Genomic DNA, 15,582 nt, shown 5'->3' with positions numbered 1-15,582 from the left:
CGGGAACTCCTGTTATGGCTAGGCTCGGTTGCCATCACCCGACAGTTGTGCGTGACGCAGGGATGAAGAGCAGATGGCAGAGGATCTCAATGTCTCCGCGACCGACTTATACGCCTCGGCAGGCGCGGCGGACATGCTCGTGACAGATTTGCAGGGACCTTTGCGGAAGGCGGTCGATGACACGGCTGCGGCCGCAGCCTCGTTCCGGGCGTGGGATGGCAAGGGCCGTATCGAGGCCGCCGGTACCGGTTGGGGAGACGCTCTGACCACACTGAAGGATCGCCTTGCGGAGCACGCGAACGGTCTGCGGCTGGTGGCAGACGGCCACAGCATCAATGACACGGACGTCGGCGACTGCTTCAAGGGCTGGTGAGCGGAGTGCCGGAGCTCTTCGCGCAACTCTTCCGCCAGGACTTCTCGGACCTGGAGGCCGCCGCCGGTTCGTGGCAGAAGCTGGCCAAGACCTTGGACGACACCCGGATCGGCAGCGGCAAGCGCGTCTCGGGGCCGCTGCACAAGGCGAACTGGTCGGGCGTCGCCGCTCACTACGGCTTCGGTGCGCTCGAAGCCACAGAGAGCAAGCTGAAGACCGCGCAGACGAACGCGCTACTCATTCGAACGGTCCTGGACACGCTCAGCACCCGCATGCAAGCTGCCCAGCGCAAACTGCGCCATGCAGTGGCGGATGCCGAGACGGCCGGTCATACCGTCACCGAGGACGGCTGGGTCGAACCGAAGCAGGCGGTCGATCCGCAGTATCACAACGACCCGGACTACCAGGGCGTACAGCAGCAAGCAAACTCCGGACTCGGAGGGTATCGGGCCCGTATCGACGAGACATTGGAAGAAGCGGAACGAGTCGGCAACGATGCGACCGAACTCCTTCACCAGATCGATCCGTTCGACCTCGACAAGCAGTACGGCGGTGCCAACGCCGCCGAGGACGCCGTACGGGTTGCCGCCTTCGCCGGGCTCGACGGGAAGAACATCCCGGACGGGAAGGATCCACAACGCACCGCCGACTGGTGGGCACACCTCACCTCCGACCAGCGCGACTTCTACCTGGCGGCCTTCCCCGAGCGGATCGGCGCACTGGACGGTCTTCCGACCATCACCCGCGACTCGGCGAACCGAGCGGCCCTGGACATGCGGCTCAACGACTACGCGCTGCGCGAGGGCGACCTGGGCTACCACGACCGTTACAGCTACCGCTCGCTGAGCGCCCTCAAGGAACGTCTGGACGTGGCGGACGCGGCACCCGCGCACAAACAGCTGTACCTGCTCGGATTCGACACCTCGAAGGACGGCCGCGCGATCGTCGCCGTCGGCAACCCGGACACGGCCCGGCACACCGCGGTCCAGGTCCCGGGGACGGGCAACCAGCTGGACAACGTGGGGGACCAGATCAAAAGGGCCGTCAAGCTACAGGGAGCCGCAGGCCGATGGAGCACGAACGGGTCGGAAGACGTCGCGGTTGTCTCGTGGCTCGACTACAACGCTCCTGAGGCGAACTTCGACTCACCGAGGGAAGTGGAGCTGAACCTGGGGATTGCCACGCAAGGCCGTGCTCAGAACGGGGCCGAGGATCTGCGTGACTTCACCCACGGCTTGAGAGCGGCCCACCAGGGTGAACGGAGTCACCTCACGGTCCTGGCCCACAGCTACGGCTCCACCGTCGCTGGTGCGGCCGACGCCGGCGGGCAGGGGCTGGATGCCGACGACATGGTGGTGGTCGGCAGCCCCGGGCTGACGGTCGACCGCGCCGACCAGCTGCATGTCGACCCCCAGCACTTGTACGTGGGCGCCGCGGAGAACGACTGGGTCTCCAACGTGCTCTCCGACGCCACTCTCGGTGCGGATCCCAAGAAAACGGAGTTCGGAGCAGAGCGCATGTACGTGGACACCCGGGACCATGGCGGCTACTGGAACGATGGCAGCAAGAGCCTGGAGAATCAGGGGCGCATCATTGCGGGGCAGGCACCGCAGGGTGAAGGAGCGCATTGAAGGCACTCGGCATGACCGTATCCGCCACCGTGTGGCACCGCACCGCTGCCGCTCTGGCCCTGACGCTGCTGCTGGGAGGCTGCATGTCCGACGAAGGTGTGAACGACCCGCTTCCGCGCATGAGCAGGGAAAAGGCCGAGAAATGGGCCAAGCACTGGACCGACTCCATGGTGAGTACGGCACATGCCCGGATCGACCCCAAAACGGCCCGACCCACGGCGGATTTCACCGACTGCATCGGCAAGCACGACGAGTCGGCCGACGACGGCAGGTTCACGCTGAGCTACTCGGTACGCGGAACCCTTCCCCGCTCCGAGCACCCCCGAGCCGTCACGAACATCAAGGACACCCTCAAGGACAAGGGCTTCGAGATCCAGAGTTTCGGGATCAACCAGGACCGCGAACCGGCGAATGTACTGGACGCCAAGCACCCCGAGGACCAGCAGTTCGTCTCCGTCGGGTCCGTGGGCAAGGACCTGCTGGTCTTCATCATCAGCACCCCCTGCCTCCTGCCGCCGGGAGTCGACCAGCAGCATTTCTGAGCCCTGTCTCCCGAGGAGCCGCGACGCCCGCCGCGCGAGCGGTAGCGTGGCTGTATGCCGATCCGAGCCGTGCTCTGGGACATCGATGACACGATCTTCGACTACACGGGTGCCGACCGTATCGGCATGAGCAAGCATCTCGAACAGGAGGGCCTGCCCGATGGATACGGCTCCGCCGAGCGGGCCCTGTTCGGGTGGCGGGCGATCACCGATGTGCACTGGGCACGGTTCGCCGCGGGGGAGACGGACTTCCAGGGGCAGCGCCGGGACCGTGTGCGGGAGTTCCTCTCACAGGCGCTGGACGACGAGGAGGCCGACGCCTGGTTTGCCCGGCACGTGACCCACTACGAGGCCGCCTGGTCGCTCTTTCCCGATGCGCTGCCCGCTCTGGACGTTCTGGCGAACGGATTCCGGCACGGCGTGCTGTCGAACTCCAGCATCCACAACCAGGACCGGAAGCTGCGCACGCTCGGTGTACGGGACCGGTTCGAGGCCGTCGTGTGCGCCGTGGAGCTGGGCGTCTCCAAGCCCGAGGCCGGTGCGTTCCACGCGGCCTGCGAGGCGCTGGCGCTGGAACCGGGGGAGGTCGCGTACGTGGGGGACGAGCCGGACATCGATGCCGCCGGCGCGGTCGCGGCGGGGCTGATGGGGATCTGGCTGGACCGGGGCGGACGCGGCGGGCGGCCCGAGCTCGTCAGCATCGGCGGGCTCGATCAGCTGCCCGGCCTGCTGGTCCCGGCCCGACCCTGATCCGAGGCGTGGACCCTGGCTGGCAATACCCGTTTTGGAGCGCCGGACACCTTCGGGTAATGTTCTTCCTGCGCCGCCCGAGCGGGCCGAAAGATCCGGCCGGGAAGCGCAGACAGAAATGAAACCCCCTCCAGGGGTTGCGTTTCATTGGGCTATGGTGTAATTGGCAACACTACGGTTTCTGGTACCGTCATTCTAGGTTCGAGTCCTGGTAGCCCAGCGCAGAGCTTCATCTGTAAAACACGCCCCCGTTGTGTAGCGGCCTAGCACGCTGCCCTCTCACGGCAGTAGCGCCGGTTCGAATCCGGTCGGGGGTACAGATCCTTCCCGCGAGATCATCTGGGTCGCACCCACGATCTCGATGCAGGATCGCTAGGGCCCCCGTTGTGTAGCGGCCTAGCACGCTGCCCTCTCACGGCAGTAGCGCCGGTTCGAATCCGGTCGGGGGTACTTTCACTTTGGGCTATGGTGTAATTGGCAACACTACGGTTTCTGGTACCGTCATTCTAGGTTCGAGTCCTGGTAGCCCAGCGCAGAAAATGCAAGAGCAGTACATGCCCCCGTTGTGTAGCGGCCTAGCACGCTGCCCTCTCACGGCAGTAGCGCCGGTTCGAATCCGGTCGGGGGTACAACAGAACGACAGAGAAGGGCCCTTCACTCCGGTGAGGGGTCCTTCTCTGTCGCTCCCTCAGATCCCGTACCGCCGGGCCGACTCCTCCTCCTGGGCCATTCTGCGCAGCGACATCAGCAACGGTTCGTAGAGCACGGCCGAGGCGACCGCCGTCTCCACCTGCTCCGCCTCCGTGGGGTGTGTCTCCATCATGTCCAGGTCCTGGACGGCCACTTGGTGCATGAGCCGCGCCTGCCCGGTCAGGTACTCGACATCGCAGGGATAGCCGAGGCGGATGAGGGTGGCCACCGAGGACACGAGCGCGCGATGGGCGGGGGACAGAGAGCCCAGCTCCTGGGAGGTCGCCCAGCCCAGCCGGTCCAGGAGCCGTTCGACCTCCTCGCGGGCCGCCGCCGTCTCCGGTGCCTCCTCGTCCGGGTCCGGGCCGTGAGGGAGGGACCACAGTGCGGCGCCCAGCCGGATCGTCCGGCCCAGGGACTCGTCGTCGACATGGGAGAGGACCTCGCGGGCCGTGGCCACGGGAAGACGGCCCACCTGGATCAGGGCCCGCACCAGACGCAGCCGCCGCAGATGGCTCTCGTCGTACTCGGCCTGCGTCGCGCTGACCCGGAGGCCTGGGCGCAGCAGCCCCTCGCGCAGGTAGTACTTGATCGTCGCGGTCTTGACGCCGCTCTTCTCGCTCAGTTCCGAGAGCCGCATGTGCCGTGCCTTCCCTTGCGCCACCTCTTGGGCAGTGCCACTATCCAACCATTGGATAGTGGAACTCTCCAACAAGGATCAGGGAGCATGACATGTTCGCGAAGCCGATACCGGGGCGGATGACTGCGGCAGCCGAGGGGGACGCGGTCGTCCTGCTCATCGGGATGCGCATCAACCACTTCCGGGGAGTGCACCACTGGCTGCCCGTCTTCGCGGCGATGCCGCGCATGCTGCGGGAGTTGAGCCGGGACAGGAGTCGCGGGCTGCTCGGCTACACGCTGCTGTCCGGCTCGCCCAGGACGTACTACGTCGTCCAGTACTGGGAGTCGAAGGAGAAGCTGTACGCGTACGCGAGCGCTCCCGACATGTTCCACCGCAAGGCGTGGGCGATGATCAACCGCAAGGAGAAGAAGTCCAGGCGGCATGTGGGGCTGTGGCACGAGACGTACGTGGTGCCCGAGGGCGGTTACGAATCGATCTACGCCGACATGCCGGCCCACGGACTCGCCGCGGCCACCGGCGTGCTGCCCATCGAGAGGCGCGGCCGACGGGCGGCGGACCGGCTCGCGCACCGTTCGTCCGCGGAGTGAGGTTCTGGCAGGGGCCGCCACGACGCTGGGGCGGCCAGGAGGTGTACGGGGACGTCAGCCGTTGCGGCGCAGGGCCTCGCTGAGCCGGGCGGCCGAGTCGATGACCGCCTGGGCGTGCATCCGGCCCGGGTGCCGGGTCAGTCGCTCGATCGGTCCGGAGACCGAGACGGCGGCGACCACCCGGTTCGAGGGGCCGCGCACCGGTGCCGAGACCGAGGCCACACCCGGCTCGCGCTCGCCGATCGACTGGGCCCAGCCCCGGCGCCGCACGCCCGAGAGCGCCGTCGCCGTGAAGCGGGCGCCCTGGAGGCCGCGGTGCAGCCGCTCCGGCTCCTCCCAGGCCATCAGGATCTGGGCCGAGGAGCCGGCCTTCATCGTGAGCGTGGAGCCGACCGGCACGGTGTCCCGCAGGCCGGACAGCCGCTCCGCCGCCGCCACGCAGATCCGCATGTCGCCCTGGCGCCGGTAGAGCTGCGCGCTCTCGCCCGTGATGTCGCGCAGGTGGGTGAGCACCGGTCCCGCCGTGGCCAGCAGGCGGTCCTCGCCCGCCGCCGCCGCGAGTTCCGCCAGCCGGGGGCCGAGAATGAAACGCCCCTGCATGTCCCTCGCCACCATGCGGTGGTGTTCCAGTGCCACGGCCAGCCGATGGGCCGTGGGTCGTGCGAGCCCGGTCGCCGCGACCAGCCCGGCGAGGGTGGCCGGACCGGACTCCAGGGCGCTCAATACCAGAGCTGCCTTGTCGAGAACGCCGACGCCGCTAGAGTTGTCCATACGACGATACTCCCGTCTCACTCTGTGAAACGCAAGTTCAATTTTCGGCGGAAGTTGCGAACCTGTACGGGCGGCCACACAACGGCCCGTAGCCACCGCCCCGCACGGGGGTCCGGACGGCGGCGCACCGAATCTCTAGTTGGGCCGGCGAAGACGCCGGCCGGAGGGAAAGCGATGGGTAGGACACTCGCGGAGAAGGTCTGGGACGACCATGTCGTCCGGCGCGCCGAAGGTGAGCCCGACCTCCTCTTCATCGATCTGCACCTGCTGCACGAGGTGACCAGCCCCCAGGCCTTCGACGGCCTCCGGCAGGCCGGACGCCGGGTCCGGCGCCTCGACCTCACCATCGCCACCGAGGATCACAACACCCCGACCCTCGACATCGACAAGCCGATCGCCGACCCGGTCTCCCGCGCCCAGTTGGAGACCCTGCGCAAGAACTGTGCGGAGTTCGGTGTGCGGCTGCACCCGCTGGGCGACGTCGAGCAGGGCGTCGTGCACGTGGTCGGCCCGCAACTGGGTCTGACCCAGCCCGGCACCACGGTGGTCTGCGGCGACTCCCACACCTCCACGCACGGTGCCTTCGGTGCCCTGGCGTTCGGCATCGGCACCAGCCAGGTCGAGCACGTCCTGGCCACCCAGACCCTGCCGATGGCCCGCCCGAAGACCATGGCGATCACCATCGACGGCGAACTGCCCGACGGCGTCACGGCCAAGGACCTGATCCTGGCGATCATCGCTCGCATCGGTACCGGCGGCGGCCAGGGCTACATCCTCGAATACCGCGGCTCGGCCATCGAGAAGCTCTCGATGGAAGCCCGGATGACCATCTGCAACATGTCGATCGAGGCCGGCGCCCGAGCGGGCATGATCGCCCCGGACGAGACCACCTTCGACTACCTCGAGGGCCGCGACCACGCCCCGCGGGGCGAGGACTGGGACGCCGCCGTCGCGTACTGGAAGACGCTGCGCACCGACGACGACGCGGTCTTCGACGCCGAGGTCGTCATCGACGCCGCCGAACTCGCGCCGTTCGTCACCTGGGGCACCAACCCCGGCCAGGGCGCACCCCTGTCGGCGAACGTCCCCGACCCGGCTTCGTACGAGGACGCCTCGGAGCGCAACGCCGCCGAAAAGGCCCTGGAGTACATGGGGTTGACCGCCGGACAGCCGCTGCGCGAGATCAACGTGGACACCGTCTTCGTAGGCTCCTGCACCAACGGCCGCATCGAGGACCTGCGTAACGCGGCCGCGATCCTGGACGGCCGCAAAGTCGCCGACGGCGTACGGATGCTGGTCGTCCCGGGCTCCGTCCGGGTCGCTCTGCAGGCCGTCGAGGAGGGCCTGGACAAGGTCTTCACCGCCGCGGGCGCCGAGTGGCGGCACGCGGGCTGCTCGATGTGTCTCGGCATGAACCCCGATCAGCTGGCCCCCGGCGAGCGCTCCGCCTCCACCTCGAACCGCAACTTCGAGGGCCGGCAGGGCAAGGGCGGCCGTACGCACCTGGTCTCCCCGCAGGTCGCCGCCGCCACCGCCGTGCTGGGCCACCTGGCCTCGCCGGCCGACCTGTCCGACGTCCGTACGCCCGCCGGAGTCTGAGAATCATGGAAGCTTTCACCACACACACCGGCCGGGCCGTCCCGCTGCGTCGCAGCAACGTCGACACCGACCAGATCATCCCCGCCCACTGGCTGAAGAAGGTCACCCGCGACGGCTTCGAGGACGGCCTCTTCGAGGCCTGGCGCAAGGACGGGGACTTCGTCCTCAACCGCCCCGAGCGCAGCGGCGCCACGGTGCTGGTGGCCGGCCCCGACTTCGGCACCGGCTCGTCCCGCGAACACGCCGTGTGGGCGCTGCAGAACTACGGTTTCAAGGCCGTCATCTCCTCCCGGTTCGCCGACATCTTCCGCGGCAACTCGCTGAAGAACGGGCTGTTGACCGTCGTGCTCGACCAGAAGGTCGTCGACGCGCTCTGGGAGCTGACCGAGGCCGACCCGACGGCCGGGATCACCGTCGACCTGGAGGCTCGCCAGGTCCGTGCCGAGAGCATCACCGCCGACTTCGAGCTCGACGAGAACGCCCGCTGGCGACTGCTGAACGGGCTGGACGACATCAGCCTCACCCTTCAGAACGAAGCGGACATCGCGACTTATGAGGTGGCAAGGCCGACCTTCAAGCCGCGTACAATTAACGCCTGAGCAGCGCGTTTCCAGGACTGCGCCCCCTGCCTTCTGGTAGGGGGCGCAGTCGCTTGTTGAGACCCCGTCGGGCGACAACTCGCCCCAGATGGCACAATCGGTGCATGGAACGCGACAGCCAACTCAAGCTTTACGGCCAAGTCGCCGACCGATTGAAGGAAGCGCACACAAGAGTGCGTGCACTGCAAGTCCCGGAGGGCGTAAGGATGGCGCTGTCCCGGAAGCTGTTGGTCATCACGGCCGCGGCTAAGCACGATCTCCCGGATGCGGCAAGGCGTCTGGACCGGTTGATGAAGGACCTCGATGAGGGCCGATTCCCCGAAGGTGACTGACTCTGCGGAACTGTGCAGCGGTCGACTTCGTTGCGGCACTAGGGTGATTAGCCCGTTTCGTGTTTGATTTGCGGTATATATCTGCCTAACGTGCGAAAACGCTTGAACACTTTCGTTCTGGCAATGTCTCCGAAGGGGAAGACGTGAACAAGGCGCAGCTCGTAGAAGCGATTGCCGACAAGGTTGGCGGCCGTCAGCAGGCCGCGGACGCCGTCGACGCGGTGCTCGACGCGATCGTCCGTGCGGTTGTCGCGGGGGACCGTGTCTCGGTCACCGGCTTCGGCTCGTTCGAGAAGGTCGACCGCCCCGCCCGTTACGCCCGCAACCCGCAGACGGGTGAGCGGGTGCGGGTCAAGAAGACCTCGGTGCCCCGTTTCCGTGCGGGACAGGGCTTCAAGGACCTGGTGAGCGGCTCCAAGAAGCTCCCCAAGCACGATGTGGCCGTGAAGAAGGCGCCCAAGGGCAGCCTCTCGGGCGGTGTCGCCCGTGCGACGACCAAGGCCGCGGCCAAGAAGGCCGCCGCGAAGAAGGCCGTGGCGAAGAAGGTCACCGCCAAGAAGGCCGTGACCGCGGCGAAGACCACCGCCGCCAAGAAGACCACCGCGAAGAAGACCACCGCGGCGGCCAAGAAGACCACGGCGGCGGCGAAGAAGACCACGGCGGCGGCGGCGAAGAAGACGACGGCCGCGAAGAAGGCCGTCGCCAGCAAGACCGCGCCCGCCAAGAAGGCCACGGCGAAGAAGGCGCCCGCGAAGAAGACCACGGCGCGCAAGACCACGGCGAAGAAGGCCACTGCACGGAAGAAGTGAGGCCGAGCAGCGCAGGGCCGCTCACACCGCGCCGGGCCGGGCTCCCCTCGGGGAGCCCGGCCCGCGGGCTGTTCCGGGCAGGGCGTGCGCCGCCGTTCAGAACGTCTGCAGGGTCACGAGGGTGATCCGCAGGTCCGCACCCTCGCCGACGCCCTCGATCCGCACCCGCTGCCCCGGCCGCAGCAGCCGCAGACCGCCGGCGTCGAAGGCGCGGGCGTCGAATTCCACCGGGGTGCCGTCGTCGAGCAGCACACTGCCGGTGCGGGTCTCGGGGTCGTACGTGTACGAGGTCGCCTGCATGAACGGCAGCCTATCGGTCCGGTGAGGAGACCCCTGCGGCCCAGCGTCCCGCCGTGTGCGGGCCCACGCCGAGGGCCAGTGCCGCCCGCAGGTCGTCGCCGGTGTCCACGTCCTGGCGGACCGAATCGATTCCGGCCAGGACGATTTCCACCGCGCCGGAGTCCAGATGCCGGGCCCGGGAGGAACCACCGAAAGTCGGGCGCAATTCCACGCCCGGCGCAGCCGACAGAAATGTTGTTCCGATTCCTGCCGCGTCGGTGACAAATGCGCGGGGAAATGCGGCGGAATAATCGAGTACCCGGGCCAATTCCGCGGGGCGCAACGCGGGCAGATCCGCGTTGAGGGCGGCGAGGGCGGCCCCGGGCCGCTGGGCCCGTACGGTCCGCTCACCGTGTGCCAGGGCCGCGTTGAGGCCGCTGTCCGGTTCGTCGGGCACGACGCGCGCCCCGAGGGCCGCGAGAGCCGCCCCGGCCTCCGCGTCGTCCGTGACGACCACCACATCCCGTACCGCCCGGCAGGACAGGGCGGCGGTCACGGTGTCCCGGGCGAACGCGAGGGCGAGACGCGGGCGCAGCGCGGCGCCCGCCACCGGCGCGAGCCTGCTCTTGGCCCGTGCCAAGGGCTTCAACGGGACGACCAGGGTCCAGGGACCGGCCGGGGCGGTGTTCGTGGCGTTCTCCCCCTCGATGCGCTTCGCCGCCTATTCTCGCCTGCCGGTGCGAGAACCCGGAGGGTCGGTCCCGAAAGCGGGGCGTACGGTGTTCTCGACAGAGCAGGGGCCTGGGGCGAGACTTGACCGTCGGTAGCCAGGCAGAGTTCAGGTCCTTAGAGGAAGGTGTCCGAGTGTCCCGCCGCAGAATCGGCTTCTGGTACCGCCTGGCGGCGGTCATCGCAAAACCGCCGTTGGTGGTTCTGTTCAAGCGTGACTGGCGGGGAATGGAGCACATTCCGACCGACGGCGGATTCATTACTGCGGTCAATCACAACTCGTATCTGGACCCGCTCTCCTACGGTCACTTCCAGTACAACACCGGACGGGTGCCCCGGCTTCTCGCCAAGGCGGGCCTCTTCAAGACCCCCTTTGTCGGAATGATGCTGCGCGGCACCGGACAGATCCCCGTGTACCGCGAGACGACCAACGCGCTGGACGCCTTCCGGGCCGCCGTGGGCGCCATCGAGCGCGGCGAGTGCGTCGCCTTCTACCCCGAGGGCACCCTCACCCGCGACCCCGACATGTGGCCGATGGCCGGCAAGACCGGCGCCGCCCGCGTCGCGTTGATGACGAAGGCGCCGGTCATCCCGGTCGCCCAGTGGGGCGCCAACCTGGTGATGCCGCCGTACGCCAAGGAGAACAAGCTCCGGCTCTTCCCCCGCAAGACCCTCCAGGTGCAGGCCGGACCGCCCGTCGACCTCTCCCGGTTCTACGACAAGGAACCGACGCCCGACATCCTGCGCGAGGCGACCGAGGTCATCATGGCCGCGGTGACCGCGCAGCTGGAGATCGTACGGGGCGAACCGGCCCCCGCGGAGCCGTACGACCACCGCAAGGCCCGTGCAGAACAGCGGCGCAAGGCCGAAGGGAAGGGACCCAAGTGACGCACCCCGCAAAGGCGGCCGTCTTCGGAACCGGCTCATGGGGTACGGCCTTCGGCGTGGTTCTCGCCGACGCCGGCTGCGAGGTCACCCTCTGGGGCCGCCGCGCCGAGGTCGCCGAGGCCGTCAACACGACCCGTACCAACCCGTACTACCTGCCGGGCATCGAACTCCCCGCGTCGGTCCGGGCCACCACCGACGCCGCTCGGGCGCTGGACGGCGCCGACTTCGCCGTCCTCGTGGTGCCCTCGCAGACGCTGCGCGCCAACCTCGCCGACTGGGCCCCGCACATCGGCTCCGACACCGTCCTCGTCTCGATGATGAAGGGCGTCGAACTCGGCACCGCGAAGCGGATGAGCGAGGTCATCGAGGACGTCACCAAGGTCTCCGCGGACCGCATCGCCGTCATCACCGGCCCCAATCTGGCCAAGGAGATCGCCGAACGCCGCCCCGCCGCGGCCGTCGTCGCCTGCCAGGACGAGTCCGTGGCCCAGCGTCTCCAGACCGCCTGCCACACCTCGTACTTCCGCCCGTACACCAACACCGATGTGGTCGGCTGCGAACTCGGCGGCGCGGTCAAGAACGTCATCGGCCTCGCCGTGGGCATCGCCGACGGCATGGGCCTCGGCGACAACGCCAAGGGCTCGCTCATCACCCGGGGCCTCGCGGAGACGACCCGACTCGGCCTCGCCATGGGCGCCGACCCGCTCACCTTCTCCGGACTCGCGGGCCTCGGCGACCTGGTGGCCACCTGCTCCTCGCCGCTCTCGCGCAACCACACCTTCGGCACCAACCTCGGCCGCGGCATGACGCTCCAGGAGACTATCGCGGTCACCAAGCAGACCGCGGAGGGCGTCAAGTCCTGTGAATCGGTGCTCGATCTGGCCCGCAGGCACGGCGTCGACATGCCCATCACCGAGACGGTCGTCGGCATCGTCCACGAGGGCAAGCCGCCGATGGTCGCGCTGAGCGAGCTGATGTCGCGCAGCGCGAAGCCCGAGCGGCGCTGACGACAGACACGGGGGTGCGCAGGGCGGTGAACGTTCGCGGACGCCGCTCCAGCGGCCCCGGCCACGCTGACGCGAGGGGTACCAGCAGGTACGCTCAACGCGATATGAGCAGCGAGAACCTCCCCCAGAGCCCGGAGCAGCAGCTCCGCAAGCCGCGCGTGGCCGTCGTGTTCGGCGGCCGCAGCTCCGAACACGGCATCTCGGTCGTCACGGCCGGCGCCGTCCTGAACGCCATCGACCGGACCAAGTACGACGTCCTGCCGATCGGCATCACGACGGACGGCCGCTGGGCGCTCACCGCCGACGAACCCGAACGCATGGCCATCAAGGACCGGCAGATGCCGGACGTGGCCCAACTGGCCGAGTCCGCCGAGGGCAGTGTGGTGCTCTCGGCCGACCCCGGCAGCCGCGAAGTGGTGTACAGCGAGCCCGGCTCGGTCCCCAAGGCGCTGGGCGAGGTCGACGTCGTCTTCCCCGTGCTGCACGGCCCCTACGGCGAGGACGGCACCCTCCAGGGACTCCTGGAGCTCTCGGGCGTGCCGTACGTCGGCGCCGGGGTGCTCGCCTCGGCGGTCGGCCAGGACAAGGAGTACATGAAGCGGGTCTTCACCTCGTTCGGGCTGCCGGTCGGCCCGTACCTCGTGGTACGCCCCCGCGAATGGGACACGGACCCCTCCGGTGCCCGCAAGCGCATCGTGGACTTCGCCGGCGACCACGGCTGGCCGCTCTTCGTCAAGCCCGCCCGAGCCGGTTCGTCCTTCGGCATCACCAAGGTCGACGACCTGTCCGGTCTCGACGAGGCGATCGAGGAAGCCCGCCGCCACGACCCCAAGTTCCTGGTCGAGTCGCTGCTGCGGGGCCGCGAGATCGAGTGCGGGGTGCTGGAGTTCGAGGAGGGCCCGCGCGCCAGCGTGCCCGCCGAGATCCCGCCGGTCACCTCGCACGACTTCTACGACTTCGAGGCCAAGTACATCGACTCGGCCGCCGGGATCCTGCCCGCCCCGCTCACCGAGGAGCAGACGGCGGAGGTCCAGCGCCTCGCGGTCGAGGCCTTCGAGGCCGCGTCCTGCGAGGGCCTGGTGCGCGCCGACTTCTTCCTCACCGAGGACGGCGGCTTCGTGATCAACGAGATCAACACGCTGCCGGGCTTCACCCCGATCTCCATGTATCCGCGGATGTGGCAGGAGAGCGGCGTGAGCTACCAGGAGCTGGTGGACCGGCTCATCCAGGCCGCCTTGAACCGGCCGACCGGCCTGCGCTGAGACGGCTTCGCACCGTAGGGCGTGCACTCGCGACGCGGGGGTGCACGCCCTACGGGCTGCTGGGCACCGTCTTCTTGACGGCAGGGGCGAACGCGGCCAACGGGCTCGCGTCATGGGCGTACGCCGTCGAGAGGCTCACCTCGACGTACGCCTTGCGATAGGTCGTCGTGAAGCGCGGGCCGGCGTCCTGCGGCTGCTCCAGCAGCCAGTTGACGCCGTCCGCCTCGGTCCCCTTCGCCATCGGGTCGTCCATCTTCGCGGGCCGGGGGACGCCGCAGCGCAGTACGATCGCTCCGTCCCCCCACTCGGCGGTCAGTTCGGACTTCGTCCCGGTGTCACCACGGTCGAGACCGGCAACGGTCCTCGGCAGTTCCTTGTGCAGCGCACGACAGTAGGCTGCGGCTTCCGGAGACGGAGTGGGAACCGTGACCGACGCCGTGGCGTCCGTCGAGGAGCAGCCCGCCGCGGCCAGCAGCAGCGCGGCAACGGACGGACCGAGAAACAGTGGGTGGCCGAACCGGCGGCGCAGTGATGTCACCGGCCCAGCGTAGACGGGGACTACAGATGAACGACCGGGCAGGTCAGGGTTCGGGTGATGCCTTCCACCTGCTGGACCTTGGCGACCACCATGCGGCCGAGTTCATCGACCGTGTCGGCCTGGGCACGCACGATCACGTCGTAGGGGCCGGTGACGTCCTCTGCCTGGATCACTCCCGGAACTTTGGCGATGGTCTCGGCGACGGTCGACGCCTTGCCCACCTCGGTCTGAATAAGGATGTACGCCTGTACCACGGAACCTCCAGGGCGGCCACGAGGATCATGTGGGGGAAAGGGACGCCACGGTATCGCGTTGCCGCGGGCCGCGGGGAGACCTACGGGCCGGTTGACGTCCACAGCGTGGCGTACGCGAGACACAGGTTGACGTATCTCTTGACAGTACCGACAGCAGCGACGGCCCGCGACCGTGGACGCAGCGGTGCGAACGGGGGGCGGGCATGCCGATGAGAACCGGTGCAGACTGCTCCCTGCGACGGCGGCCGGTCCACGATCCGGACCCCCGGTCGCTGAAGCAGCCCGGACGATCGTCCGGCGCGATAGATGAGAGGTGAGACTCGGTGAAGGGAACCGTGGGCGAGTTGGGGGAGTTCGGGCTCATCAGGGAGCTGACTTCCCGGCTCACCACCACTCCGGCGGTACGGCTCGGTCCCGGCGACGACGCTGCGGTCGTGTCGGCCCCCGACCGCAGGGTCGTGGCCAGTACGGACATCCTGTTGGAGGGACGGCACTTCCGCCGCGACTGGTCGACGGCGTACGACGTCGGCCGCAAGGCCGCCGCCCAGAATCTCGCCGACATCGCCGCCATGGGCGCCGTGCCCACCGCGCTGCTGCTCGGCCTGGTCGTCCCCGCCGAACTCCCGGTCACCTGGGCCGGCGAGCTGATGGACGGCATCCGTGACGAGTGCCAGGTCGCCGGCGCGGCCGTGGTCGGCGGGGACGTGGTGCGCGGCGAGACGATCACCGTCTCGATCACCGCACTCGGTGATCTGCGCAACCACGAACCGGTCACCAGGTCCGGTGCCCAGCCCGGCGACGTCGTCGCCGTCACCGGCTGGCTCGGCTGGTCCGCAGCCGGGTACGCCGTGCTCTCCCGCGGTTTCCGCTCGCCCCGCGCCTTCGTCGAGGCCCACCGCCGCCCCGAACCGCCGTACCACGCGGGCCCCGCGGCCGCCGGGCTCGGCGCCACCGCGATGACGGACGTGAGCGACGGACTCGTCGCCGACCTCGGGCACATCGCCGAGGCCAGCAAGGTCCGGATCGATCTGCGCTCCGGACTGATCGACATCCCCTCGCAGATGTCCGACATCGGACAGGCCGTCGGCGTGGATCCGCTGCAGTGGGTGCTGACCGGGGGAGAGGACCACGCGATCGTCGCCACCTTCCCGCCGGACGTGAAGCTGCCCGCCCGCTGGAAGGTGATCGGCGAAGTCCTCAACCCCTCGGCGCTGCCGCAGGTGACGGTCGACGGAGCGCCCTGGACCAGCAAGAGCGGCTGGGACCATTTCGGGGACATCGAGGACGCCCAGTAGATTC

At 68.7% G+C, this 15,582-nt stretch carries 19 protein-coding genes and 5 tRNA genes; 18 read left to right on the top strand and 6 right to left on the bottom strand.

The window, feature by feature from the left end; genetic code table 11:
* The first annotated feature begins 73 nt into the window (after nucleotides 1–73).
* The 9 genes from ACIOHC_RS27945 (at nucleotide 74) to ACIOHC_RS27905 (ending at nucleotide 3,925) form a co-directional block, all read left to right on the top strand.
* On the top strand, nucleotides 74–373 hold the full coding sequence (locus tag ACIOHC_RS27945; protein ID WP_401844397.1) for a hypothetical protein: 300 nt from the start codon (nucleotides 74–76) through the stop codon (nucleotides 371–373).
* Nucleotides 370–2,004 (top strand): alpha/beta hydrolase, encoded by a 1,635-nt coding sequence (locus tag ACIOHC_RS27940; RefSeq protein WP_365691427.1) that lies wholly within the window; start codon nucleotides 370–372, stop codon nucleotides 2,002–2,004. Before ACIOHC_RS27945 ends, ACIOHC_RS27940 begins: the two co-directional genes overlap by 4 nt.
* 11 nt (nucleotides 2,005–2,015) lie before the next feature.
* Nucleotides 2,016–2,546 carry a hypothetical protein gene (locus ACIOHC_RS27935; protein ID WP_365691425.1) on the top strand — a complete coding sequence of 177 codons (531 nt, stop codon included), beginning with the start codon at nucleotides 2,016–2,018 and terminating at the stop codon, nucleotides 2,544–2,546.
* Between the two features lie 54 nt (nucleotides 2,547–2,600).
* On the top strand, nucleotides 2,601–3,296 hold the full coding sequence (locus tag ACIOHC_RS27930; protein WP_401844393.1) for an HAD family hydrolase: 696 nt from the start codon (nucleotides 2,601–2,603) through the stop codon (nucleotides 3,294–3,296).
* A 148-nt stretch (nucleotides 3,297–3,444) separates the two neighbouring features.
* Nucleotides 3,445–3,516 (top strand) — tRNA-Gln (locus tag ACIOHC_RS27925).
* Between the two features lie 24 nt (nucleotides 3,517–3,540).
* Nucleotides 3,541–3,613 (top strand) — tRNA-Glu (locus tag ACIOHC_RS27920).
* Between the two features lie 60 nt (nucleotides 3,614–3,673).
* Nucleotides 3,674–3,746 (top strand) — tRNA-Glu (locus ACIOHC_RS27915).
* Nucleotides 3,747–3,755: 9 nt separating this feature from the next.
* Nucleotides 3,756–3,827: transfer RNA gene (locus ACIOHC_RS27910), tRNA-Gln, on the top strand.
* 25 nt (nucleotides 3,828–3,852) lie between these two features.
* Nucleotides 3,853–3,925 (top strand) — tRNA-Glu (locus ACIOHC_RS27905).
* Between the two features lie 59 nt (nucleotides 3,926–3,984).
* On the opposite strand, the gene ACIOHC_RS27900 is transcribed toward ACIOHC_RS27905, so the two are convergent.
* Nucleotides 3,985–4,626, bottom strand: coding sequence for a MerR family transcriptional regulator (locus tag ACIOHC_RS27900; protein WP_351074084.1), 642 nt, complete (start codon nucleotides 4,624–4,626; stop codon nucleotides 3,985–3,987).
* Nucleotides 4,627–4,718: 92 nt separating this feature from the next.
* On the opposite strand from ACIOHC_RS27900, the gene ACIOHC_RS27895 reads away from it, so the two are divergent.
* Nucleotides 4,719–5,216 (top strand): DUF4188 domain-containing protein, encoded by a 498-nt coding sequence (locus ACIOHC_RS27895; RefSeq protein ID WP_351074085.1) that lies wholly within the window; start codon nucleotides 4,719–4,721, stop codon nucleotides 5,214–5,216.
* Nucleotides 5,217–5,270: 54 nt separating this feature from the next.
* Here ACIOHC_RS27895 and ndgR read toward each other — a convergent pair whose 3' ends face one another.
* On the bottom strand, nucleotides 5,271–5,987 hold the full coding sequence (gene ndgR, locus ACIOHC_RS27890) for an IclR family transcriptional regulator NdgR (RefSeq protein WP_030928691.1): 717 nt from the start codon (nucleotides 5,985–5,987) through the stop codon (nucleotides 5,271–5,273).
* 174 nt (nucleotides 5,988–6,161) lie between these two features.
* Between ndgR and leuC the strand changes: the two genes are divergently transcribed.
* The 4 genes from leuC to ACIOHC_RS27870 all read left to right on the top strand — a co-directional run bounded on the left by leuC (nucleotide 6,162) and on the right by ACIOHC_RS27870 (nucleotide 9,326).
* A complete protein-coding gene (gene leuC, locus ACIOHC_RS27885) occupies nucleotides 6,162–7,586 on the top strand; it encodes a 3-isopropylmalate dehydratase large subunit (protein WP_351074086.1) in 1,425 nt (474 codons plus the stop codon).
* Between the two features lie 5 nt (nucleotides 7,587–7,591).
* On the top strand, nucleotides 7,592–8,185 hold the full coding sequence (gene leuD / locus ACIOHC_RS27880; protein ID WP_401844391.1) for a 3-isopropylmalate dehydratase small subunit: 594 nt from the start codon (nucleotides 7,592–7,594) through the stop codon (nucleotides 8,183–8,185).
* A gap of 104 nt (nucleotides 8,186–8,289) precedes the next feature.
* Complete coding sequence (locus tag ACIOHC_RS27875; protein WP_072487271.1) at nucleotides 8,290–8,517, top strand: hypothetical protein; 228 nt, start codon at nucleotides 8,290–8,292, stop codon at nucleotides 8,515–8,517.
* Between the two features lie 143 nt (nucleotides 8,518–8,660).
* A complete protein-coding gene (locus ACIOHC_RS27870) occupies nucleotides 8,661–9,326 on the top strand; it encodes an HU family DNA-binding protein (RefSeq protein WP_351074088.1) in 666 nt (221 codons plus the stop codon).
* Between the two features lie 96 nt (nucleotides 9,327–9,422).
* On the opposite strand, the gene ACIOHC_RS27865 is transcribed toward ACIOHC_RS27870, so the two are convergent.
* Entirely contained in the window at nucleotides 9,423–9,626 is a 204-nt protein-coding gene (locus tag ACIOHC_RS27865) for a hypothetical protein (RefSeq protein WP_351074089.1), read from the bottom strand.
* A gap of 10 nt (nucleotides 9,627–9,636) precedes the next feature.
* Nucleotides 9,637–10,314 (bottom strand): 2-phospho-L-lactate guanylyltransferase, encoded by a 678-nt coding sequence (gene cofC / locus ACIOHC_RS27860; RefSeq protein WP_351074200.1) that lies wholly within the window; start codon nucleotides 10,312–10,314, stop codon nucleotides 9,637–9,639.
* 155 nt (nucleotides 10,315–10,469) lie between these two features.
* On the opposite strand from cofC, the gene ACIOHC_RS27855 reads away from it, so the two are divergent.
* The 3 genes from ACIOHC_RS27855 (at nucleotide 10,470) to ACIOHC_RS27845 (ending at nucleotide 13,491) form a co-directional block, all read left to right on the top strand.
* Nucleotides 10,470–11,222, top strand: coding sequence for a lysophospholipid acyltransferase family protein (locus ACIOHC_RS27855; RefSeq protein WP_351074090.1), 753 nt, complete (start codon nucleotides 10,470–10,472; stop codon nucleotides 11,220–11,222).
* Nucleotides 11,219–12,229: an NAD(P)H-dependent glycerol-3-phosphate dehydrogenase gene (locus ACIOHC_RS27850; RefSeq protein ID WP_351074091.1), complete on the top strand. Its 1,011-nt coding sequence runs from the start codon at nucleotides 11,219–11,221 to the stop codon at nucleotides 12,227–12,229. The genes ACIOHC_RS27855 and ACIOHC_RS27850 overlap by 4 nt, the downstream gene beginning before the upstream one ends.
* A 104-nt stretch (nucleotides 12,230–12,333) precedes the next feature.
* A complete protein-coding gene (locus ACIOHC_RS27845) occupies nucleotides 12,334–13,491 on the top strand; it encodes a D-alanine--D-alanine ligase family protein (protein ID WP_401844388.1) in 1,158 nt (385 codons plus the stop codon).
* Between the two features lie 49 nt (nucleotides 13,492–13,540).
* Here the strand turns inward: ACIOHC_RS27845 and ACIOHC_RS27840 are convergent, their stop codons facing one another.
* Nucleotides 13,541–14,029 (bottom strand): DUF3515 domain-containing protein, encoded by a 489-nt coding sequence (locus tag ACIOHC_RS27840; RefSeq protein ID WP_389636667.1) that lies wholly within the window; start codon nucleotides 14,027–14,029, stop codon nucleotides 13,541–13,543.
* A 20-nt stretch (nucleotides 14,030–14,049) separates the two neighbouring features.
* The gene (locus ACIOHC_RS27835) at nucleotides 14,050–14,283 is read right to left on the bottom strand and encodes an Lrp/AsnC family transcriptional regulator (RefSeq protein ID WP_093899132.1); all 234 of its coding nucleotides are present in this window, start codon (nucleotides 14,281–14,283) and stop codon (nucleotides 14,050–14,052) included.
* 323 nt (nucleotides 14,284–14,606) lie between these two features.
* Here ACIOHC_RS27835 and ACIOHC_RS27830 point away from each other — a divergent pair, with 323 nt between their 5' ends.
* The gene (locus ACIOHC_RS27830) at nucleotides 14,607–15,578 is read left to right on the top strand and encodes a thiamine-phosphate kinase (protein WP_093545137.1); all 972 of its coding nucleotides are present in this window, start codon (nucleotides 14,607–14,609) and stop codon (nucleotides 15,576–15,578) included.
* Nucleotides 15,579–15,582: the final 4 nt, after the last annotated feature.

Source organism: Streptomyces sp. NPDC088252 (assembly GCF_044740965.1).
GTDB lineage: Bacteria > Actinomycetota > Actinomycetes > Streptomycetales > Streptomycetaceae > Streptomyces.
This window is presented reverse-complemented; position numbering and strand designations above follow the sequence as displayed.

Bases quoted from the DNA above. Each gene is read 5' to 3' on its own strand.
- ACIOHC_RS27945 (WP_401844397.1), top strand. From the start codon at position 74: ATGGCAGAGGATCTCAATGTCTCCGCGACCGACTTATACGCCTCGGCA.
- ACIOHC_RS27845 (WP_401844388.1), top strand. From the start codon at position 12,334: ATGAGCAGCGAGAACCTCCCCCAGAGCCCGGAGCAGCAGCTCCGCAAG.
- ACIOHC_RS27895 (WP_351074085.1), top strand. From the start codon at position 4,719: ATGTTCGCGAAGCCGATACCGGGGCGGATGACTGCGGCAGCCGAGGGG.
- leuD (WP_401844391.1), top strand. From the start codon at position 7,592: ATGGAAGCTTTCACCACACACACCGGCCGGGCCGTCCCGCTGCGTCGC.
- ACIOHC_RS27875 (WP_072487271.1), top strand. From the start codon at position 8,290: ATGGAACGCGACAGCCAACTCAAGCTTTACGGCCAAGTCGCCGACCGA.
- ACIOHC_RS27930 (WP_401844393.1), top strand. From the start codon at position 2,601: ATGCCGATCCGAGCCGTGCTCTGGGACATCGATGACACGATCTTCGAC.
- ACIOHC_RS27865 (WP_351074089.1), bottom strand. From the start codon at position 9,626: ATGCAGGCGACCTCGTACACGTACGACCCCGAGACCCGCACCGGCAGT.
- ndgR (WP_030928691.1), bottom strand. From the start codon at position 5,987: ATGGACAACTCTAGCGGCGTCGGCGTTCTCGACAAGGCAGCTCTGGTA.
- ACIOHC_RS27935 (WP_365691425.1), top strand. From the start codon at position 2,016: ATGACCGTATCCGCCACCGTGTGGCACCGCACCGCTGCCGCTCTGGCC.
- leuC (WP_351074086.1), top strand. From the start codon at position 6,162: ATGGGTAGGACACTCGCGGAGAAGGTCTGGGACGACCATGTCGTCCGG.
- ACIOHC_RS27900 (WP_351074084.1), bottom strand. From the start codon at position 4,626: ATGCGGCTCTCGGAACTGAGCGAGAAGAGCGGCGTCAAGACCGCGACG.